This is a genomic window from Pseudomonas sp. Pmew2 (genome assembly GCF_058129885.1).
In genome coordinates this window covers 1,816,559-1,836,270 of record NZ_CM176702.1, presented here as the reverse complement: position 1 = coordinate 1,836,270, position 19,712 = coordinate 1,816,559, and the positions used below count along the sequence as shown (strand labels likewise).

14 protein-coding genes, 6 pseudogenes and 1 other annotated feature are annotated in these 19,712 nt (G+C 56.0%); of the genes and pseudogenes, 12 read left to right on the top strand and 8 right to left on the bottom strand.

Annotation, left to right across the window (positions count from 1 at the left end):
• Positions 1 to 4 precede the first annotated feature (4 nt).
• Both AC4ANK_RS08420 and xopAF read left to right on the top strand, forming a co-directional pair.
• Positions 5 to 1,109 (top strand): annotated as a pseudogene (locus AC4ANK_RS08420) (IS256 family transposase); the annotation flags it as partial.
• Positions 1,110 to 1,462: 353 nt separating this feature from the next.
• Positions 1,463 to 2,317 (top strand): XopAF/AvrXv3 family type III secretion system effector, encoded by an 855-nt coding sequence (xopAF, locus tag AC4ANK_RS08415; protein ID WP_002552532.1) that lies wholly within the window; start codon positions 1,463 to 1,465, stop codon positions 2,315 to 2,317.
• On the opposite strand, the pseudogene AC4ANK_RS08410 reads toward xopAF, so the two are convergent.
• Positions 2,318 to 2,710 (bottom strand): annotated as a pseudogene (locus tag AC4ANK_RS08410) (transposase); the annotation flags it as partial.
• Between the two features lie 75 nt (positions 2,711 to 2,785).
• Positions 2,786 to 2,929 carry a DUF7079 family protein gene (locus AC4ANK_RS08405; RefSeq protein ID WP_155489992.1) on the bottom strand — a complete coding sequence of 48 codons (144 nt, stop codon included), beginning with the start codon at positions 2,927 to 2,929 and terminating at the stop codon, positions 2,786 to 2,788.
• 305 nt (positions 2,930 to 3,234) lie between these two features.
• Between AC4ANK_RS08405 and AC4ANK_RS08400 the strand changes: the two are divergent.
• Positions 3,235 to 3,604 (top strand): annotated as a pseudogene (locus AC4ANK_RS08400) (transposase); the annotation flags it as partial.
• A 22-nt stretch (positions 3,605 to 3,626) separates the two neighbouring features.
• Here AC4ANK_RS08400 and AC4ANK_RS08395 read toward each other — a convergent pair.
• A protein-coding gene (locus tag AC4ANK_RS08395) for an IS3-like element IS51 family transposase (protein WP_095178853.1) occupies positions 3,627 to 4,849 on the bottom strand; the annotation gives its coding sequence in 2 pieces (ribosomal slippage) (positions 3,627 to 4,564 and positions 4,564 to 4,849; 1,224 coding nt in all).
• Positions 4,455 to 4,571 (bottom strand) — a sequence feature (AL1L pseudoknot). Its footprint overlaps the gene before it by 117 nt.
• 49 nt (positions 4,850 to 4,898) lie before the next feature.
• Here AC4ANK_RS08395 and AC4ANK_RS08390 point away from each other — a divergent pair.
• The 3 genes and pseudogenes from AC4ANK_RS08390 to AC4ANK_RS08380 all read left to right on the top strand — a co-directional run.
• Positions 4,899 to 5,708, top strand: a pseudogene (locus AC4ANK_RS08390) (IS3-like element ISPsy29 family transposase); the annotation flags it as partial.
• A 93-nt stretch (positions 5,709 to 5,801) separates the two neighbouring features.
• A complete protein-coding gene (locus AC4ANK_RS08385; protein ID WP_223227283.1) occupies positions 5,802 to 6,164 on the top strand; it encodes a hypothetical protein in 363 nt (120 codons plus the stop codon).
• A gap of 42 nt (positions 6,165 to 6,206) precedes the next feature.
• The gene (locus tag AC4ANK_RS08380; protein ID WP_223227284.1) at positions 6,207 to 6,440 is read left to right on the top strand and encodes a hypothetical protein; all 234 of its coding nucleotides are present in this window, start codon (positions 6,207 to 6,209) and stop codon (positions 6,438 to 6,440) included.
• A gap of 438 nt (positions 6,441 to 6,878) precedes the next feature.
• Here AC4ANK_RS08380 and AC4ANK_RS08375 read toward each other — a convergent pair whose 3' ends face one another.
• The 3 genes from AC4ANK_RS08375 to istA form a co-directional block, all read right to left on the bottom strand.
• The gene (locus tag AC4ANK_RS08375; RefSeq protein ID WP_255884995.1) at positions 6,879 to 7,163 is read right to left on the bottom strand and encodes a hypothetical protein; all 285 of its coding nucleotides are present in this window, start codon (positions 7,161 to 7,163) and stop codon (positions 6,879 to 6,881) included.
• A gap of 486 nt (positions 7,164 to 7,649) precedes the next feature.
• A complete protein-coding gene (gene istB, locus AC4ANK_RS08370; protein ID WP_460383172.1) occupies positions 7,650 to 8,459 on the bottom strand; it encodes an IS21-like element ISPsy4 family helper ATPase IstB in 810 nt (269 codons plus the stop codon).
• On the bottom strand, positions 8,456 to 9,478 hold the full coding sequence (gene istA / locus AC4ANK_RS08365) for an IS21-like element ISPsy4 family transposase (protein ID WP_460383174.1): 1,023 nt from the start codon (positions 9,476 to 9,478) through the stop codon (positions 8,456 to 8,458). Before istA ends, istB begins: the two co-directional genes overlap by 4 nt.
• A gap of 119 nt (positions 9,479 to 9,597) precedes the next feature.
• Between istA and relB the strand changes: the two genes are divergently transcribed.
• The 3 genes and pseudogenes from relB to AC4ANK_RS08350 all read left to right on the top strand — a co-directional run bounded on the left by relB (position 9,598) and on the right by AC4ANK_RS08350 (position 11,293).
• On the top strand, positions 9,598 to 9,789 hold the full coding sequence (gene relB / locus AC4ANK_RS08360; RefSeq protein ID WP_031598806.1) for a type II toxin-antitoxin system RelB family antitoxin: 192 nt from the start codon (positions 9,598 to 9,600) through the stop codon (positions 9,787 to 9,789).
• Between the two features lie 153 nt (positions 9,790 to 9,942).
• Positions 9,943 to 10,263, top strand: a pseudogene (locus AC4ANK_RS08355) (TetR/AcrR family transcriptional regulator); the annotation flags it as partial.
• A gap of 592 nt (positions 10,264 to 10,855) precedes the next feature.
• Positions 10,856 to 11,293 carry a DUF3757 domain-containing protein gene (locus AC4ANK_RS08350; protein ID WP_002554777.1) on the top strand — a complete coding sequence of 146 codons (438 nt, stop codon included), beginning with the start codon at positions 10,856 to 10,858 and terminating at the stop codon, positions 11,291 to 11,293.
• A gap of 56 nt (positions 11,294 to 11,349) precedes the next feature.
• Here the strand turns inward: AC4ANK_RS08350 and AC4ANK_RS08345 are convergent, their stop codons facing one another.
• Positions 11,350 to 11,925: a DUF1349 domain-containing protein gene (locus AC4ANK_RS08345; RefSeq protein ID WP_002554778.1), complete on the bottom strand. Its 576-nt coding sequence runs from the start codon at positions 11,923 to 11,925 to the stop codon at positions 11,350 to 11,352.
• Between the two features lie 454 nt (positions 11,926 to 12,379).
• Between AC4ANK_RS08345 and AC4ANK_RS08340 the strand changes: the two are divergent.
• Both AC4ANK_RS08340 and AC4ANK_RS08335 read left to right on the top strand, forming a co-directional pair.
• Positions 12,380 to 12,925, top strand: a pseudogene (locus AC4ANK_RS08340) (BRO-N domain-containing protein).
• Positions 12,926 to 13,000: 75 nt separating this feature from the next.
• On the top strand, positions 13,001 to 13,735 hold the full coding sequence (locus AC4ANK_RS08335) for an SDR family NAD(P)-dependent oxidoreductase (RefSeq protein WP_002554781.1): 735 nt from the start codon (positions 13,001 to 13,003) through the stop codon (positions 13,733 to 13,735).
• A 1-nt stretch (position 13,736) separates the two neighbouring features.
• Here AC4ANK_RS08335 and AC4ANK_RS08330 read toward each other — a convergent pair whose 3' ends face one another.
• The gene (locus AC4ANK_RS08330) at positions 13,737 to 14,615 is read right to left on the bottom strand and encodes a carboxylate/amino acid/amine transporter (RefSeq protein ID WP_002554782.1); all 879 of its coding nucleotides are present in this window, start codon (positions 14,613 to 14,615) and stop codon (positions 13,737 to 13,739) included.
• Positions 14,616 to 14,880: 265 nt separating this feature from the next.
• Between AC4ANK_RS08330 and AC4ANK_RS08325 the strand changes: the two genes are divergently transcribed.
• Positions 14,881 to 19,698 carry a M10 family metallopeptidase C-terminal domain-containing protein gene (locus AC4ANK_RS08325; protein ID WP_002554783.1) on the top strand — a complete coding sequence of 1,606 codons (4,818 nt, stop codon included), beginning with the start codon at positions 14,881 to 14,883 and terminating at the stop codon, positions 19,696 to 19,698.
• Positions 19,699 to 19,712 lie beyond the last annotated feature (14 nt).

The following is a 19,712-nucleotide window of genomic DNA, read 5'->3' as shown; positions in this document are numbered from 1 at the left end:
ACGGGAACAGACCCTAGGCGCCGAGCTGGGTCACCACCTTGGTTACCCTCAGGGCGCGGAGCGCCCTGAGGAGTCGACCAATCAGCGTAATGGCAAAAGCAGCAAGACGGTTCTGACCGACGACGGGCCGCTTCGCCTGGATATCCCCAGAGACCGCGATGGTAGCTTCGCCCCGATCCTGATTCCCAAGCACGAACGACGTTTTACAGGCTTCGACGACAAGATAATTGCCATGTACGCCCGGGGCATGACGGTGCGTGAGATCCGCGCTTTTCTATCTAACTAACGTGTCCCATGACTTCATCAGCTCAGTCACCGATGCGGTCATGGAAGAGGTGGGCACTTGGCAGCAACGACCCTTGGAACCGATGTATCCGGTGATCTTCTTCGATGCGTTACGGGTCAAAATCCGGGACGAGGGGTTAGTGTGCAACAAGGCTATTTATCTGGCGCTGGGGGTATTACCTGATGGCACGCGCGACATTCTGGGTATATGGATCGAGAGCACCGAGGGTGCCAAGTTTTGGATGAAGGTGTTCAACGACCTCAAGACTCGTGGCGTTGAAGATGTTCTGATCGCCGTCACGGATGGCCTCAAAGGAATACCGGAGGCGTTGGGGGCGGTTTTTCCTGCCACGACGCTGCAAACCTGCATCGTGCATCTGATCCGCAACAGCTTGGACTATGCCGCTTGGGATAAACGTCGGGCACTGGCCAAAGCACTCAAGCCGATCTACCAGGCGATCAATGCAGATGTGGCTGAGCAAGAGCTTAACGCCTTTGAAGCGGGCCCCTGGGGCAAGCAGTATCCGACTGTGGTTGCTGCATGGCGTCGCGCCTGGGATCGGGTTATACCGTTTTTTGTTTTCCCGGCGGGCATCCGCAAAGTGGTTTACACGACCAATGCCATCGAGAGCATCAATGCCCAGTTACGCAAGATCATCAAGACTCGAGGGCACTTCCCGACCGATGAGGCCGCGACGAAACTGATATGGCTTGGGTTGCGCAACATCACCGCCAACTGGGGTCATGCGGCACACGACTGGAAAGTGGCAATGAATCAATTTGCGATCCTGTACGGAGACCGATTTACCAGACCGAGCTGGTAAAACAAGGGCCTGCCTGACGGCAGGCCCTAACCAGCCCGAACACAAAAAAACTGATACTCCCGGATATGGAACCGCTGAAGAGTTTTAGCCACTCAGTAGCTTTCTTTTTTGAGCTACACGCATGCGCGTATCCAAATGTTCAGCACATACGATCAAACATACCATTCAAACGTGTGCCGCCCGCTCGACATTGAGCAGTGTCGCAATCGAAATCCAAGCATCACATAACCAACGGAAAGCAAACTAGCGAATTCTATATATTAGCCATGTGGAGCGTGGCAACGACCATATTAATTTTTCGGTCATGTCGCTGCGCGCCTATCGCTTAATCCTACATCGAAGAGAGAACCGTCATGGGACTATGTATTTCAAAACACTCTGGCAGCAGCTACAGCTACAGTGATAGAGACCGCTGGGAGGAGCCCGTAAACCCTTCAAACGTCAGAGCCGTATCCAGTCATCAAACGGCATCTGCGAGCGATAGAGCCTCAGACAAGGTGGACGAACGTCCTGCAACATTTTCTCATTTTCAACTCGCGCGGTGCGGCGAAGATTATACTCTTAGTATGGTTTCTTTAGCAGCTTATCAAGCAGAAAGACGGCATCGCGGTAATTTAATAAAAGATCGTAGTCAATCCGCACTTCCCTGGGTGCAGGTATATCACTCTGAAACAGGCCTGAATTACAGTTTCCAGATTGACAGAACCACGACTGTCAAAGTGGCCGGATTCAACTACAATGTCCCCAATGATGGAAAGACTCGGCATTTATACAGCGCCGGCACGAGCCAGGTAAATATGCCTGTCATCGCAGACAACATGAGTGCGTGCATTGCTGTCGCGTGTGCGGCGGAAAACGTAGATGCCGGCACGGGTGAACGTAGGCCGGGGGCGAAAGTTCGCGTATTCCATCTGCTCCCTTTTCGTCGCGAAGACCTTATGCCAAAACAAGTTTTAGCGTCTGTGCGCGATTATCTGCGGGATATTAAGGAACAGGGGCTAACAATGCGCGCAGCCCTGCATGGAGGAAATAGAGAGGGTGATTTCTCAGTCAGCACTGCGGAGGCATTGAAAAGCCTGTTTGCTGATGAAGGAATCCCGCTTGAATTCGACGAAACTTGTGCAAACCGAACATCTGAAACACTGCTTGGCGCCGTTATTCTTAATGACAACTCGACTCAATTCATAAAGCATTTGGTCGCTTTATGACACGATACTGCAGCTGTCGGCAGCGCTTCGATTTTGCCTGAACAGTTCGTAGACGAACCCGTGTTTTTTTGGGGGTGGGGGTGGAGCCCGACGTCGCAAGCAATGGTCGTAGTAGCAAGAGCGAGGTGTCCTTTTTAAAACGGATTTCTCCCGCTCAAGACGGGCAATCCGGGCTTCCAGTTCTTGGATTTTCTGCTGCTCTGGCGTCAGGGCTTTGCTCTGCGGGATTACGCCATTGCGCTCCTGCTAGAGCTGGCTCACCCAGCCACGCAGCGCAGACTCGACAACTCCCAGCGAACGTGAGGCCTCGATGTGGCTGTAGCCTTGATCAAGCACGAGGCCTGCTGCCTCACGCTTGAATTCAGTGGAAAGGTTACGGCGTTGTTTGGTCATCAGACACCTCTATCTGGCGATATTCTCGCCTAAATGAGTGCCCGGAATCTTTAGACCACTACACTACCGGGTACCTCATTGCACCTGCGCCGGGTTGTAATCGCTCTCCCCAATCGACTTGACCACCTGATCATAGGTCGCCTGATAGACCTCGGTGCCCAAGAAAAATTGTGATAGCGCTTGCCAGACTTTCAATCGGTTTGAGTCGACGGCGTTCATCAAACCTCTTGATCGGTAGCTGTCCAAAAGCCCTCCCCCGCATTACCCTTGATCAACTCGATGGGGCATCAGTGAGTGCGGTGATTATGAAAACCAGTGATGAAGCTAAAGCCCAAGCCAAGGTCTATGGCTTTAACAGTCTATTAGCGTAGAAATTATCTGGACGGGCTGACGGGAAAGACTTTGGTTCGGTTATCCTGGTCGAACCTGAGCGCTGCATACTCAGTCGCAGATGCCACAATCTGAATCGCCCCGGGTTTTGTAGACACCTCCATGCCTTAAACTGAGGCCAATCAGGAGGTGCCATGAGCAACCCACGTTATCCCGAAGAATTCAAAATCCAAGCGGTCAATCAAGTGACCGAAAAGAAGCTGCCTGTCGCTGATGTGGCGGCGCGTCTTGGCGTGTCGACGCATAGCCTCTATGCCTGGATAAAGCGCTACAGCAAACCTCAGGCAGAACGGCAGAACGGCAGCAAGACGATGATCAGCACGCTGAACTGCGTCGTCTGCGAGCGGAACTCAAGCGGGTCACTGAAGAGCGAGACATCTTAAAAAAGGCCGCCGCGTACTTTGCCAAGGAGTGCGGCTGAAGTACGCCTTTATCAAGCAGCGCGCGGGCGACTACTCCATTCGACGGCTTTGCCTGACGCTGAAAGTGAACCGCCCCGGGTTTCTCGGAGACCCTTTTGTTTGAGTCATGCCACCTGGGCAGACTCGGTGAGTTGCTGATAATAGATTGCTTCTGCTTCGACCGGTGGAATATGACCGATTGGCTCCAGCAGGCGGCGGTGATTGAACCAGTCCACCCATTTCAGGGTTTCCAGCTCCACCGCCCCCCGTGTGGGCCAAGAGCGTCGATGAATCACTTCAGCCTTGTAAAGACCATTGATGGTCTCAGCCAAAGCATTGTCGTAAGAGTCACCGACACTCCCGACCGATGGCTCAATACCGGCTTCGACAAGACGCTCGGTATAGCGAATGGACACGTACTGCACGCCACGGTCACTGTGGTGAATGAGTCCACCCTGCTTGACTGGGCGACGGGCGTAAAGGGCTTGCTCCAGTGCATCGAGTACAAAATCGGTACGCGCTGAACTGGACACCTTCCAACCGACGATGAATCGGGCAAAGACATCAATGATGAAGGCCACGTAAACAAAACCCTGCCAGGTACTGACGTAGGTAAAGTCCGATACCCATAGGGCGTTCGGGCACTCAGCCACAAACTGACGGTTGACATGATCCTGCGGGCACGGCCTGGCTTGGTCGCTGACCGTCGTCTTGACGGGCTTGCCGCGTACCACGCCTTGCAGGCCCAGCTCTCCCATCAGACGTTGCACCGTACAGCGGGCGACTTGCAGTCCGTCACGCAGCAATTGTCGCCAGACCTTGCGCACGCCATATACCTGGAAGTGCTCATCCCAGACTCGCTGGATGTGCTCACCCAGTTCCTGGTCACGCTGCGCACGCGCTGACTGCTGGCTGGGGTCAGCCTGCTGAGCAGCGTACCGGTAGTACGTCGACGGGGCGATTGGCAACACCTTGCAAATCGGCTCGACCCCGTAAGACTGGCGGTTTTCATCAATAAACGTCTTCATCGTTTGAATGGGCGGTCGAGCTCCGCCTGGGCAAAATAGGCTGAGGCCTTACGCAAGATCTCGTTAGCTTGACGCAACTGACGGTTCTCACGCTCCAAGAGCTTGACTCGCTCACGTTCGACTGTGCTCAGCCCATCACGCTGGCCGCTGTTGCGCTCAGATTGGCGAACCCACAGCCGTAATGTCTCGGGCGTGCAGCCGATCTTGGGGGCAATGGCACTGATGGTGGCCCACTGCGACTCGTACTCAGGAAGGTGTTCGAAAACCATCCTGATGGCCCGCTCACGGACCTCTGGGGAATACTTCGGTAGTTTTTTCATCGCTCCATCCTCTCAAAGGTTGGAGTCTCCGAGAAACCCGGGGCGGTTCAAAGTCCATCCCAGTGGTTATTACGCTTGGTTGTCTGAGCCGCAATCTGCACGCGCTAAAGACGACCAGCGATTGCTCGGTTTGATCAAGCACTCGTGGCTGGAGAGCGGCGCAGTTTATGGCTATCGCAAAATCCATGACGACCTGCGCGAGGTCGGTGAAGATTGTGGTCGGCATCGTGTGGCGAGGTTGATGCGTCTTGAAGGTCTGCGCTCTCAGACAGGGTATCGACGTCGCCCTGGAAAGTACGGCGGTAAGCCAGCGGTCGCCTCACCCAATTTACTGAAGCGCGAGTTCGATGTCGTGGAACCCAACAAGGTTTGGGTCACCGACATCACCTACGTTCGTACGTATGAAGGCTGGCTGTATTTGGCGGTGGTGCTGGATCTGTTTTCTCGTCAGGTCGTTGGCTGGTCAATGAAGTCGCAGATGACCAGTGATTTGGCCATTGATGCGTTATTGATGGCGGTTTGGAGGCGAAAACCGAAACAAGAGGTGATGGTTCACTCCGACCAGGGCAGCCAGTACAGCAGCTCCGATTGGCGCAGTTTTTTGAAGGCAAACAATTTGGTTGTCAGCATGAGCCGCCGAGGCAATTGTCATGACAACGCCGTGGCTGAGAGCTTTTTCCAGCTTCTGAAACGGGAACGAATCAAGCGGAAAATCTACACCTCACGGCAAGATGCTCGTAGTGATGTGTTCGATTACATCGAGATGTTCTACAACCCAAAACGCCGCCATGGTTTCAACAATCAGCTGTCACCGGTAGAGTTTGAAAAACGTTACGCAATGAGCTTGCAAGGTGTCTAGAGAATCCGGGGCGATTCATTTCGCCAGGCAGTAAGCAAGCGTAAGCCGATTCTGGTTTTCATCCAGCAGACAGACTTTGATCCGAAGCAGGCTGTGTTCGTTAATGAGGTGTCCGACTACAAGCTGGGTTTTTTCAGAGCTTCATTCTCTGATCCCCAAGAGCTGTTGAAAGCTATCGTCCAAGGCCTGAGCAGGATGGAAAAATCCAAAAACTCACTTCCAGAGAAAGCTTTTCACGAGCGCATCATGGAGGCATCAGGCGCTCGTTCGTACAGTGGGCACTCTGCGCCAAAACTTGAGTTTGCCTTTTTGCCACAGCCCGTCGAGCAGCATGCTGTGCACGGGACTACCCAACGCCGTGATGATATTTTCCAAAGCCTTCATAATCTGGGCTTAGCGAAGTTTAAGCAGGGCTATGAAGAATGGGATGACAGGTCGTTCACGGGTTTGAAGTAGGGAGAAACGTCCTGGCGTGTTTTCGACGACGGTCTCATCCTGTTGGAAACTGATGCAAGTGTGCCGGTGGAGGGGCGTACTGCTGGTCTCTATTTCGTTTCTCCGAACAGCCTGTCCAAGCTGATTATGTCCTGCTTCGAAATGGCCGCATTCAACAGTGGCTGGTATCGCATTACGTTGAAGAACTTAGAAATGGCGAAGATAGAAGAGCCACCAGCGACTGCCTCCAACAGCTATACAATGCCGATGCGTCGTGAAAAGTTTGTCAGCGAGTGACGACTTTTCATACCTGCCACACGTCCCATGGTGGAGCAATGGACACAGGAAAGCATCGTAAGAATGGCCAGAAGCTTGGCCTATTGATCTGTGTACCCCAAACACGCGCCTCGGTCACCATGAGCCGAGGGATCCTGTTCAGCCTTCAATGTGCCATAGGCCCCCAACAGCGTTTCCGCATAACTCCAACTGCCGACAGTCATTAAGGTTACCTAGTGGTCCGCATTGACGCCATCTGGCTCTCCACCGAACCGATGGATACGCGTGCAGGTATGTCGAACGCGCTGGCTAGGTTGCCGACGTAGCGGCCAGTGAGATTGGCCAATTGCTATCGCATCGTCAGCGGATGCCTGCCTGAGTCACGTATGACTTTCGTGAGCGCTTAGCGCTAATGTCTTCTGGTCCCATAATCTCGGATCCAGCCTCAAAACGAGAACGCTATCGGCCAAGCACGCTCGCGAACCAGTTGCAGTCCTGAAACTGGGCAGTAAACTCAAGCAATTCCCGGTTGATCTGGTCCACTGTTCCAACTATCCCGCTCTCAGCCAATGAATAAGCATCCTCGAAATAGCCGCACAGGCTAAGAGCGTCAGGAAAGTCGTAATTCGATCGAAACCAGGATTGGTACATTCCCTCTGCTAAGACCTTTCCAAAATCAGGATCTACAAGTAGTTTTTCATGTGCCTTGGCGAGCACATAGGGCAACACCTCTGCGCGGCTCAAGGAGGGAGTCCCGACTCGAAGTAACTGATTTGCGGTGTCGTACCGATTCGAGTCACTCATCAGCGCGAGCTCTATCAGTTCATAGGTAGGATTTTCCCGTGCAGTGATCTGATCGTCCGCCCATTGCACAATGTCCGAAACCTCAAGAAGACGTAGCTCTAACGCTTCTCTTAGGTAAGAGATCTGGTCATCAAAGGGCTATGAATGTTGCTTGCCATGCGTTCTTTCCGACTTTCCTATAAATAACTGTATTCTAATTCAGTAGGAAAACATTGTCGTCTGCTCTCGAAAAAACGAAGGTAATGGAAACTCTAGAAATCGTGCCAATTGTAAGTTGCAGGGGGCGTCAGCGCTGCTCGGGGCTGATCCGGCGACAGAGCCGTTTCCTACAGAAAATCAGGCAGATAGGCGCAGATAATGCGCCGCTGAGCACCTAAGTGTCAACGCCAACTAAAAAGTGACCCCCTTCCGTGCTAAATCGCCAACTTAGTTTTGACCCCCCTCGGGTTCATATTTTCGAGCCGGTTCGGCCCGAGACGATTTGATTCCTGCTTTGCGCTTGTCCTTGAGTCGATAGCTTTCACCTGTCATCTGCACGATATGGGCATGATGTAACAGCCTGTCCAGCATGGCCGCTGTCAGTGTTTGATCATCCGCAAAGGTTCCGGCCCACTGGGTAAACGGCAAGTTACTCGTGAGGATCAGGCTGCCTTGCTCGTAGCGCTTGGCGACAACATTGAAGAACAGGTTGGCTTCATCACGACCAAACGGCAGGTAACCGATTTCATCGATGACCAACAACCCGGGGGCCATCACCACACGACTGAAGTATTCCTTGAGCCGTTCCTGGCGGTGCGCAGCGGTCAGTTGCAGCATCAAGTCAGCCGCAGTGACGAAGCGGGTTTTGATACCGGCCATCACTGCCCGGTAGGCCAGGGCGATGGCCAGGTGGCTCTTGCCTACACCACTAGGCCCCAGGAACACGATGTTCTCGGTACGCCCAACAAAACTCAATGCTGCCAGCTCCTGGAGCTGTGCCCGGGGGACGCCGGTGGCAAACGCGAAGTCGTATTGCTCCAGCGTTTTCACGGCGGGCAGCGCGGCAGTTTTCAGCAGGGCCTGTCGAGAGCGTTCACTTCGGGCATCGGTCTCGGCAGCCAGCAGCTTTTCGAGGAAGTCGGCAAAGCTGTCTTCGCCGCTTGCTGCTTGTTGGGCAAGGTGCGGCCAGTCCACCCCGACGCGCTCAAGCTTTAGCCCCTTGCATAGTTCTGTCAGGCGAGCATGTTGAAGGTTCATGCTCTCACCTCCAGCAGTTGCTCATAAACCGACAGCGGATGCTGCAAGCTCTCGTACGGCAGGACCCGCCCCAGGCGTAGGCCTTGGGCGGGTTGTGGGCGCAGGCTCTGTGTTGGCAGTGGTAATAGTACCTGCTGCTCTTCGGCCAGACGTACCGCTGGTTGAACACCCGTCGTGCCGTGAATCCGCTGATGAGCGACTTCGTCGAGCCATTGGCCGATATGTGCGTTGGCCGTCACCACATCCAGCGTCAGACCCGCACTCTTGAGCGTAGCGGCCAACGGGGTAATGAAACTGCCCTTCAGATACCCGTTGAAGCGCTCAACCTTGCCCTTGGTCTGGGCACGGTAAGGGCGGCAGACCTTGGGAATAAAACCAAACTCATCGGCCAGCGCAGCCAATCGGGGATGCCAACGGTGCAGGCCCTCCCCAAAAGCGTCTCGCTCGGTGATGATGGTTCCGGCGTTATCAAACAATGCCTGCTCGGGCACGCCGCCAAAGTAAGCGAACGCTTCCCGAAGCCCTGTCAGCCAGGCTTCGCTGTCCTCTCGCTCGGAGAAACGGACAAAGCTTGCTCGACTAAAACCAAGTGTCGCCACGAACGCCTTAAGCGGCTGACGGCCTCGTCGAATGGTGGTGAAGTCCACCTGCATCTGCTTGCCGGGCAGAGTTTCGAAACGTACCACCGGCTCTTCTGCCTTACGTTTGAAGGGGCGAATATAAGCCTTCAGACGACTGACGCCGCCGCTGTACCCCAATGCCGTGATCTCACGCAGCAGGACGGTCGCCGGAATCCAGTGCGGGCGCGCTGCCTCAATACGCTCATGCAGGTAGTCCTTGAAGGGGTCGATTTTGCACGGACGTGCGGGTCTCACCTTGTCACTGGGTAGCGACCGGGCCTTTCGCAGGTACTTGCGCACGGTGTTACGCGAAATACCCAGCTCACGGGCGATGAATTTGATGCCATGGCCCTGACGGGCCAATACTTTAATTTCCACAGACTGCTCCTGGGTCAACATATTGGCAGCTCAAAGCCGCCAGTTTTACCCAGGGGGTCAATTCTAGGTTGGCGTTAGGGGGTCATTTTTACAGTGGCGGTGACACCTAAGATGGATTCACAACCAATAGGAGCTGGATCATGAGCGTTCGAAGTTCTCCAATCGTGTCGGAATTTGAAACTGAGAAACAGGTCACCCGCTATGACAAGTGGTTTCGTACGCAGGTCCAAGCCTCAATCAACGATCCAACGCCCAATATTCCACACGATCAGGTCATGGCCGAGATGCATGTCTTTCTAGAGTCGAAGCAGACCCCGCCAGATGCTGGCTGAGTGGCTGTCGGCAGCGCGAATTAACCTGTAGCAAATCCTTTCCTACATTGCAGACAGAAACGTACGAGTAGCCAGCGAGCCGGGAATGGTAAAAGCAGTAGCCACTTCAGCTCTACTCCCTTACTTATAAAGCTATAAGCGAGTGCCTGGAAGCAGCTCTATCCGTCGATTTTCCGTAAATCCCTGGCGAACAGGAATAGGTTGTGCATCTCGAGCTTCATGGCCGCCGAGTTTGAAGACCTTCCTGATCAAGTGTCCAAGGAAGTGAAGGCGTTCGCAGACGTGAACATAAAGTGGCTTGCGGACGTTCTCGCTGACAGCAAATGGGGTGACACTAAAAGTTGTGAACGACGTGCTCGTGCGATCTAAACAGCCGTAGCAGGCGCTCAGCTCATCGCTAGAACGCGAGAGGATATCCAGCTGTTTGACGATTTGATTTTAAGCTATCAGGAAGCAGGATTGATTCCCGCTTGAGGATGAGGAGTAACGACTGCTCTTTGCTATTAAGCCGCGAGAGTAGTCAACACCTCTACAACCGCCCCAGTTAGGGGGCAAGCTATAACTCGCAAATTAGTGACTTCGCTTCCCGCGCAATATCACTACCCCGCAAACCAAATCCGCTGAGAACATCGCCAGGTAGAAATGTCCGATGATCAAATAATGTCGCAATTCTAAAGCCTACCGCGCTCATCCCTTCGAGCCGTCATCCCGTGCGTCGCTTGCAATACCTATGTGAACAGGGTTTCAGAAATAATAAGCCAGCCCATTATCCCCACACAAACCAACGCCATTTCCTACAAACAATTAAGGCCTGAAGGTGCAGACAATAAACACTCTAGCGCCTAAGATAAATTCATCCACACTGGATACGATCAAATATTTACTAAAATACGCACACCTTTAACAACGAAACAATAAGCAACAAAACCACTGCCACACACCAAACAGAAACATGCAACCAACTGGCGTACCTGACAACAAACACGCGCTGTGCAACTGCGTCAAATATCCGCACTAACGGCCATATAAACACATCAAGAATTAAATTCTCAATTAAAGGAATATCATGAAAAAAGTATTAATCAGCGCCGCAATTGCTACCTGCCTGCTGGGCATGTCCATGACCTCTCAAGCGGCGGAAAACTGCCCTGCCGTCGAGAAGATCGAGCAGGTCTCACCCGGTGTTTACCGGGCGAGCGGTAATGACGGCGAGTGGACCGGCGTGATGCAAGGCGTTGTGAAAAAGAAAATGCCTGCGCAGTCCTTTGACTTGGCCCTTATTATTCAAGAGGGCCCAGACACGCCTCAGATGCTGCAATACTGTACCTACAACATCGGTGGGCGCGAAGCGCTGGACATGCGCTTCATCGCTAATAAAAATAAGACTTTCACCGTAAAAACTGCAAGCGGTGCCTGGAAGAAAGAAAATGGGCCTTTTGGCCTTGTTTATAACGTGTGTGAGAAAACATCACCTGAAAACTGCAAGTTCACTGTCGTTCAGTAACACAAGATAACCCTGTCGTTCTTCAGCGGGCCTGCAATGGCTCGCTGAAGAGCAACTCACGTCAGATCATGCAAATCCTTGCCCAGTGCATGCATCACCTCGAAATGAGAGAACACCACTTCCAGCCCTCCCCGCTCCGGACTGCAGCACATCGGGCCTACTGCATAAACATCACTCGCTGGAAATGGCGCAAGGCGCAGCAGCGGCCAGCGCAGCGCGTCGCTGGAGTGCTGAATACGCATAACGCCATTGGCGACAGTGACTCGCAGCCAGAGGCCGGATGATGACCCATCAAAAGCACCCGTCGCCCAATCCGATTGCCCGCAGGTTAGAACGCTGCCCAGCATCAGGGCTCCGTCGCTGACTTCAACGCCGGTTTTGACCCAGTTGCGCTCGTCAATGCGGACCATCAAGCCCGCCTGATCGTAAAGCGTCTTGAAATCACCCTGCACATGCACTTGCGCAGTGAAATCACCTGTCACCGAAACACCCAGAAAATGACCAGTGTCGCGGCAAAAGCCATAGTGCGTCTGTTGCCAGAAATCGGTTTGCGGATCTGTGGTGACTGTCAGACGCCCTTCCGCCACGTTCCAGTGCCGGGGCTCGTTCAGCCAGATGCCTTTGTCGAACATGTTGCCTCCTGTGTGAGATTGTCGAGGGTGATGAAGGCGTTACCGGGTGGCGTGACCTCATCTAACCCATGCAGATGGGCACCCTCCAATAATAAACATCAACCGACAAGACGATATCTGAACACAACCTAAAAACTCACACATCGCAGCCGCCGCAAAAAATGCCGTTTCCTACACTTCAACCCCACACCCTTGCCACCCTACCCTCACCACGCGAACCTCCCCGCCGTTCGCTGCCAAATCAGCGGCCGGATTTGACGATCCGCTCTATCCAGGTGTGTCAGCGCCCCACCCACTGCATCAAGCCAGACTTGAGGCACGTGCTATGGCGGCTGTGCGTCGGAGACCCTCGGGTCTGCCGGTTTCCTGGATACCGGTTCGTCAACCTTCGCACAGCTGCCACCCATTCGTTTGACGACGTCTTGTGGCAGTCTCATATCCAGGAGCTGCACCCATGCTCACCGTCACCCCCTGTGCGCCACGCACACCCCACTTCGAAGCCACCCTCTTCCTCCGTCACAGCCGCATGCTGCGCGCCATTTTTACCGACGCCCAGGCATGGTTTTGCCTGGCCGACCTTGCCCGTCTGATGGGCAAGGCGTTGGACGAGCGCGCCACGCTCAAGCTTGATGCCGATCAGCGTCGCGAGGTCTGATTGCAGGCCAATGGCGAATGCCAGCGGCAGCTGATGATCAGCGAATCCGGCGTGCTGGCGTTGCTGGTTCATCATTACGTGCCGGAAAACCGCGCGCTGCGTCAGTGGCTGACGCATGAGGTGCTAACGGTGCTGCATGATCAGCAGAGCGTGACGCTGGATAACCCCAGAATGAGCCAGTTGCAGTGGCCGGGCACCTCGCTGAGCGTGCTGCACTGGCGCAGTGAAACCTGGATTCGCTTGCGAGATATGCCGACTGTGGTGAGCGAAGCAAAACCCCAGCCGAAGCGGGCAATATGGCACAGGGTCTTGAGGCGGATTAACCGCATACGTTCTGCGGCCTGACACCGGACAAACAGCGTTGACACCCCGCCCGCCAAAAAACATGATGCATCCACCCTCAAAAACCGGAACGCACTCATGGGCGACAAGAAAAAGCTGTTGCTGACTGGCGCAAGCCGGGGGATCGGTCATGCCACGGTCAAGCATTTCAATGCCGCAGGCTGGGAAGTTTTCACGGCGTCCAGGCAGAACTGGGTGGATGACTGTCCGTGGACTGAAGGTCTGCTCAATCATATCCATCTGGACTTGGAAGATATCGATAGCGTCAGCGCGAGCATGGCGGCGATCAAGGACAAGCTCGGCGGGCGTCTGGATGCGCTGGTGAACAATGCGGGGGTTTCGCCGAAGACGGCGGAAGGCGGTCGCATGGGCGTTCTGGAGTCTGATTACAGCACCTGGATCAAGGTGTTCAATGTCAACCTGTTCTCCACGGCGCTACTGGCTCGCGGGCTGTTTGACGAGTTGAAAGCGGCCAAGGGCAGCATCATCAATGTCACCTCGATTGCCGGCTCGAAGGTTCACCCTTTTGCCGGGGTCGCCTATGCCACGTCCAAGGCGGCACTGTCGGCGCTGACCCGGGAAATGGCCTTCGATTTCGGCCCGCACGGGATACGGGTCAATGCCATCGCACCGGGCGAGATCGATACGTCGATCCTGTCACCCGGCACGGCGGAAATTGTCGAGCGGCTGGTGCCGATGCACCGGCTGGGCAAGCCCGAGGAAGTCGCTTCGCTGATCTACTTCCTGTGTACGGCTGGCGCGTCCTACGTGAACGGTGCGGAGATTCACGTCAACGGCGGCCAGCACGTCTGACTCAACGTGTGCCGGAAACGCTCTCCGGCACGCGCCGCACGCCCAGGCGACTGATCCACACCGACGCCACAATCACCCCGCCGCCGATCAGCAGGCGGGTGAAGTCCTCATGCTGGTTCCAGATCAGCAGATTGATCAACAGCCCCAGCGGCAAATGCAGGTTATTCATGACTGCCAGTGTGCCGCCATTGACCATGCACGCGCCTTTATTCCACCAGTACATGCCCAGCGCCGTCGAACACAGGCCGAGGAATAGCAGTACGATCCACTGGGTCGGCGCTTCGGGCAGGTGTTGCGGGTTGCCGAACATCAGGAACGCGGGCAATACCACCGCCAGTGCACCCAGGTAGAAATAACCGAAACGTCGGTAATGCGGCAGATCGCTGGGGTGCCGCGCCACCAGATGTTTGTACAGCACTTGCCCGGCGGCGTAGGTGAAGTTGGCCAGTTGCAGTAGCAGGAAACCGCCGAGGAAGTCGCCGTCCAGACCGTCGTAACGAATCACACCCGCACCCAGCACAGCGACCATCGCCGCGAGCAAGGCCCAAGGGTTGAAGCGCCGGTTCAGCGCGTCTTCGATCAGCGTCACGTGCAGTGGCGTGAGGATGGTAAACAGCAACACTTCGGGCACGGTCAGCCCCCTGAAACTCAGGTACAGACAGACATACGTGACGCCGAATTGCAGCGCGCCGATCAGCAGCATGCCACGCATGAAGCGGGGTTCAACCTGACGCCAGCGGGTCAGCGGGATGAATACCAGACCGGCGAGCACCACGCGGATCAGCACCGCGAAATAGCTGTCGACGTGCCCGGCCAGATAGACACCGATCAGGCTGAACGAAAACGCCTGAATCAGTGTGACGATAAGTAGATAACCCATGCCTGCCCCCATTTTTGAAGGGCGCGACCATAGCGGCTGCGTCACTCACTGTCCACTCGAAGGCCGCCGCTTTTTGACGCCAACCCGTCGCCGCGCCCCGCGTTACCCGTCACAAATATGACAGTCGTATGTTTGACGCACATGTCGTCGGTTTCGGCGAAAATATAGCCTATATCACGCAACTTTTCCTTAATGGAGGGTCTTACTCCGGGGCGCTGCAATATTGACTTCATCACCTAAAATCCTCGTCGCCCGGAGTAACACCATGATATTCAACACAAAAGACTTTGGTGCAGTGGGCGACGGCGTCACGGACGATACAGCAGCCATTCAGGCCACTATTGATGCAGCTGCAGCGGCTGGCGGTGGAGAAGTTGTGCTGGCAGCCGGGACCTACATTGTGTCCGGTGGCGAGGAGCCTTCCGACGGCTGCCTGATGCTCAAAAGCAACGTGACCCTATCGGGCGCGGGCATGGGCGAGACAGTCATCAAGCTGGCGGATGGCTCGGACACCAAGGTCACCGGCATCGTGCGTTCCGCCTACGGCGAAGAAACCCACGACTTCGGCATGAAGAACCTGACGCTGGACGGTAACCGGGACGCCACCACCGGCAAGGTGGACGGCTGGTTCAACGGCTACATTCCAGGTTCTGACGGCAAGGATTCGAACGTTACGCTCGACAGCGTCGAGATCAAGGACTGCTCGGGCTACGGCTTCGACCCGCACGAGCAGACCGTCAACATGGTGATCAAAAACAGCGTATCCCATGGTAACGGCCTGGACGGCTTCGTGGCCGATTACCTGAGCGACAGCGTGTTTGAAAACAACGTTGCGTACGACAACGATCGTCACGGCTTCAACGTGGTCACCAGCACCCACGACTTCACCCTGAGCAACAACGTTGCCTATGGCAATGGCAGCACCGGCATCGTGGTGCAGCGCGGCAGTGAAAACATCCCCTCGCCTGCCAATATCACCATCACCGGCGGCGCGGTCTATGGCAACGGTGCTGAAGGCGTGCTGATCAAGCTGTCCAGTCAGGTCTCTGTCAGTGGCCTGGACATTCACGACAACGGCAGTGCCGGTGTGCGCATCTACGGCAGTTCCGGGGTGGATGTGTTTGATAACACCCTGAGCAACAACTCCCTCGGCGCCCCGGTGCCGGAGATTATCATCCAGTCTTACGACGACACTTCAGGCGTTTCCGGCAAGTATTTCAACGGCAGCGACAACCTGATCCGCGGCAACGTGATTACCGGCAGCGACAACTCCACCTACGGCGTTGCCGAGCGCAACGAAGATGGCACCGATCGCAACAGCATCGTGGGCAACACCATCAGCCACACCAGCAAAGGCCTGACGCTGGTTTATGGTGACGGCAGCTTTGCCGGTGATTCTTTTCCGCTGGTCACCGTGCAGGGTACCGACGCCAACGATGCGATCACCGGTGGCGCAGCCAATGAAATGATTCTCGGTCTGGCTGGCAAGGACACGCTCAACGGCGCTGCGGGCGACGATATTCTGGTCGGCGGTGCGGGAGCCGACAAGCTCACCGGTGGCGCGGGTGCCGACACGTTTCGCTTCGATCAGTTGACCGACAGCTACCGTACAGCGACCACCAGTTCCACCGATCTGGTCACCGACTTCGATATCAGCCAGGACCGCATCGACCTGAGCAACCTGGGCTTCACCGGGCTGGGCAGCGGCAAGGGCGGCACGCTGAACATCAGCTACAACGCCACGCTGGACCGCACTTACGTCAAATCACTCGACGCCGATGCCAGCGGCAACCGATTCGAGCTGGGCCTGAGCGGCAACCTGAAAGACACGCTCAATGCCAGCCATTTCATCTTCCAGCGGGTCATCGAAGGCACTGCGGGCGGCGATACCCTGACCGGCACCGACGGCAACGACGTGATGAACGGCAACGCCGGTACAGACCGCATCAATGGCGGTGCCGGTGCAGATCTCATCAATGGCGGGGCTGATGCCGATATTCTGACCGGTGGCGCGGGCGCGGACCTGTTCATCTACAACTCGCGCCTGGACAGCTACCGCAATTACAACGCCAGCGGCACCAAGCAGAGCGACACGATCACCGACTTCAACCCTGCCGAAGACCGCATCGATCTGTCCAGCATCGGCCTGCGCGGCCTGGGCGATGGCAGCGCCAACACCATTTACCTGTCCGTCAATGCCGACGGCAGCAAGACCTACATCAAGACCAATGCGGTCGACACCACCGGCAATCGCTTCGAGATTGCACTGGAAGGCAACCTGCTCGACAAACTGAGCGCGTCCAACTTCATCTTCTCTACAGCCTCAGCCGCCAATCAGGCCCCGGTACTTAATACACCGCTGATGGATCAGAACGTTACCGAGTTGAAGGCGTTTTCCTACGCGATACAACCGGGCAGTTTCAGTGATCCGGACAGCAACACGCTGACCTACAGCGCGACCCTGACCGATAACAGCGCCCTGCCCGACTGGTTGAAGTTCGACAGCAAGACCCTGACCTTCAGCGGCACGCCGGGCGGCACGGCATCCGGGCTTTATTCGGTATTGCTGACCGCGAGCGACGCCACCGGCGCTTCGGTGGCCGACAGTTTTGCCATCAATGTGGGCAACGTGACGCCAGGGACCCTCACCGGCACCGAAAATGCGGAAGCGCTGTATGGCACCGAAGGTGACGACACCATTCTCGGGCTGGGTGGCGACGATACGCTGCGTGGCGATACCGGTGCCGACATCATCAACGGTGGCGCTGGCCGCGACGCATTGTACGGTGGAGACGGTGCCGACACGTTCGTCTACAGCACACTCACCGACAGCTACCGCGATTACGATGCTGGCGGGCTGACGGCCACCGACACAATCTATGACTTCACCCCCGGCCAGGACAAAATAGACGTCTCTGCTCTGGGTTTCCTGGGGCTGGGCAACGGTGAAGATCACACCTTGTACATGACCCTCAACGAAGCCGGCGACAAGACCTATGTCAAATCCGCCACGCCGGATGCCGACGGCAATCGCTTCGAAATCGCCCTGAGCGGCAACCTGATCGACACCCTGACCGATGCGGACTTCGTGTTCGGCCAGCGCGAGGCTCAGGAGATTCTCTATCTGCCGATGCTTGGCCAGTCCAACGCACGCCTGCTGCGCATGACCGAAGACGACAATCAGTCCGGCACCTCGGAAATGGTCAAGGACCTGGCCCGTTACACCGATTATGACGTGCGCAGCCAGTTCACCGACGCCAACGGTGATGGCATCGACCTTGCCGTAGGCGGCAGCACCGTGGTCGGCTATTCGACCGGCACGCAGGAAGAACAGCGTGTTTCGTGGTGGCTGGTGGATACCGATCAGCCAGGCCCTGCGCTGCTGCGTGCAACCGAACTGCTCAAGTCGCAACTGACGTCACTAACGGCTATCGACAAAGTGACCACCGGGATTATCTGGGGTCAGGGTGAAGAAGCCGCGCAGGAAATAGCCCGCGCCACGGACAAGCAGGCTGCAGCCGACCTGTACAAAGCCTCGACCCTGAAGGTGTTCGATTACCTGCACGCGCAGATAGGCGACTTCACCGTGTACATGGCCGAAACCGGCCACTATCAGACCGAGGCGGCCAAGGCACGTGGCTACACCGAAGAAAAGATCAACGCTATTGTCGAGGGTGCCGGATACGTCAGAAACGCTCAGGAAGCCATCGCCAATGAGCGTGCCGACGTCAAGCTGGCAGTTGACTACACCGACCTGCCGTTGCGTTACGAGGTCAACCCGCTGGTCTACCCCGATGACGTCTGGCACCTGCACGAAGAGTCCGCCGAAATCGTCGGTCAGCGCCTGGCCGACTTCATTGCCGATGACCTGGGTTTTCGTGGCGATGCCAGCGACAACAACGACCCGACCGCCATTTTCGAGAGTGGCCAGAATGAAGGCGGCAACATCTTCGGCACCAGTGACGACGACACATTGGTGGGCAGCGCCGGCAATGACGTGCTGGATGGCGATCAGGGCGCAGATGACATGACCGGCGGGGACGGCAACGACATCTATGTAGTCGATAACGCACTCGATACCGTCACCGAGAGCAATGATTCGCCATCGCAGGTTGATACCGTGGTGTCTTCCGTCAGTTGGCAGTTGGGGGCGAACGTGGAAAACCTGCTGCTTACCGGCGTATCTGCCATCAACGGCACCGGCAATGCGCTGAAAAACGTCATCACCGGCAATGCCAGCAACAATGTTCTCGACGGCGCAGCGGGTGCCGACCTGCTGACCGGCGGCGACGGATCGGACAGTTATTACGTTGACGATGCAGCCGACCGAGTGGTCGAGACCAACGCAGATCAGCAGGTAGGCGGCATCGACACGGTGCTCAGTTCGCTGGCCAGCTACACGCTGGGGGCCAACCTGGAAAACATCGTCATCACCGGCACAGGGGCGGCGAACGCAACCGGCAATACCCTTGATAACCTGATCTACGCAGGCGCTGGCGACAACGTCATGGACGGTCGTGACGGCAATGACACGGTGTCTTATCTGTTTGCCACGGCAGGCGTTACGGTTGCGCTGAACACCAGCGCTCAACAGGCCACCGGCGGCTCCGGGTTGGACACGCTCAAGGGTACAGAGAACCTGACTGGCAGCCAGTTTGCCGACACGTTGACCGGCAACAAAAACGCCAACGTCCTGAACGGCGGCAGTGGCAATGACACCTTGTCCGGCGGCGCGGGTGAAGACGTACTGATCGGCGGGTCAGGCGCTGATACGCTGATTGGCGGCACCGGTGCAGACCGTTACGTGTTCAACAACAGCAACGAGACAGGCCTGGGCGGCCTGCGCGACATCATAAACGGCTTCAAGGCAGCCGAAGGCGACAAGCTGGACTTCACAGGCTTCGATGCCCGACCCGATGCGTTCGTGTTCATTGGCAACGCGGCGTTCAGCGCCAACAACACCGGCGAGCTTCGCTTCGCCGATGGGGTGCTGTACGGCAATCTCGATGACAACATCGGGGCGGACTTTGAAATCCAGCTGACTGGCGTGCAGAGTCTGCAAGCGGCCGATATCATCGTCTGATTGTGCCCAGCGTA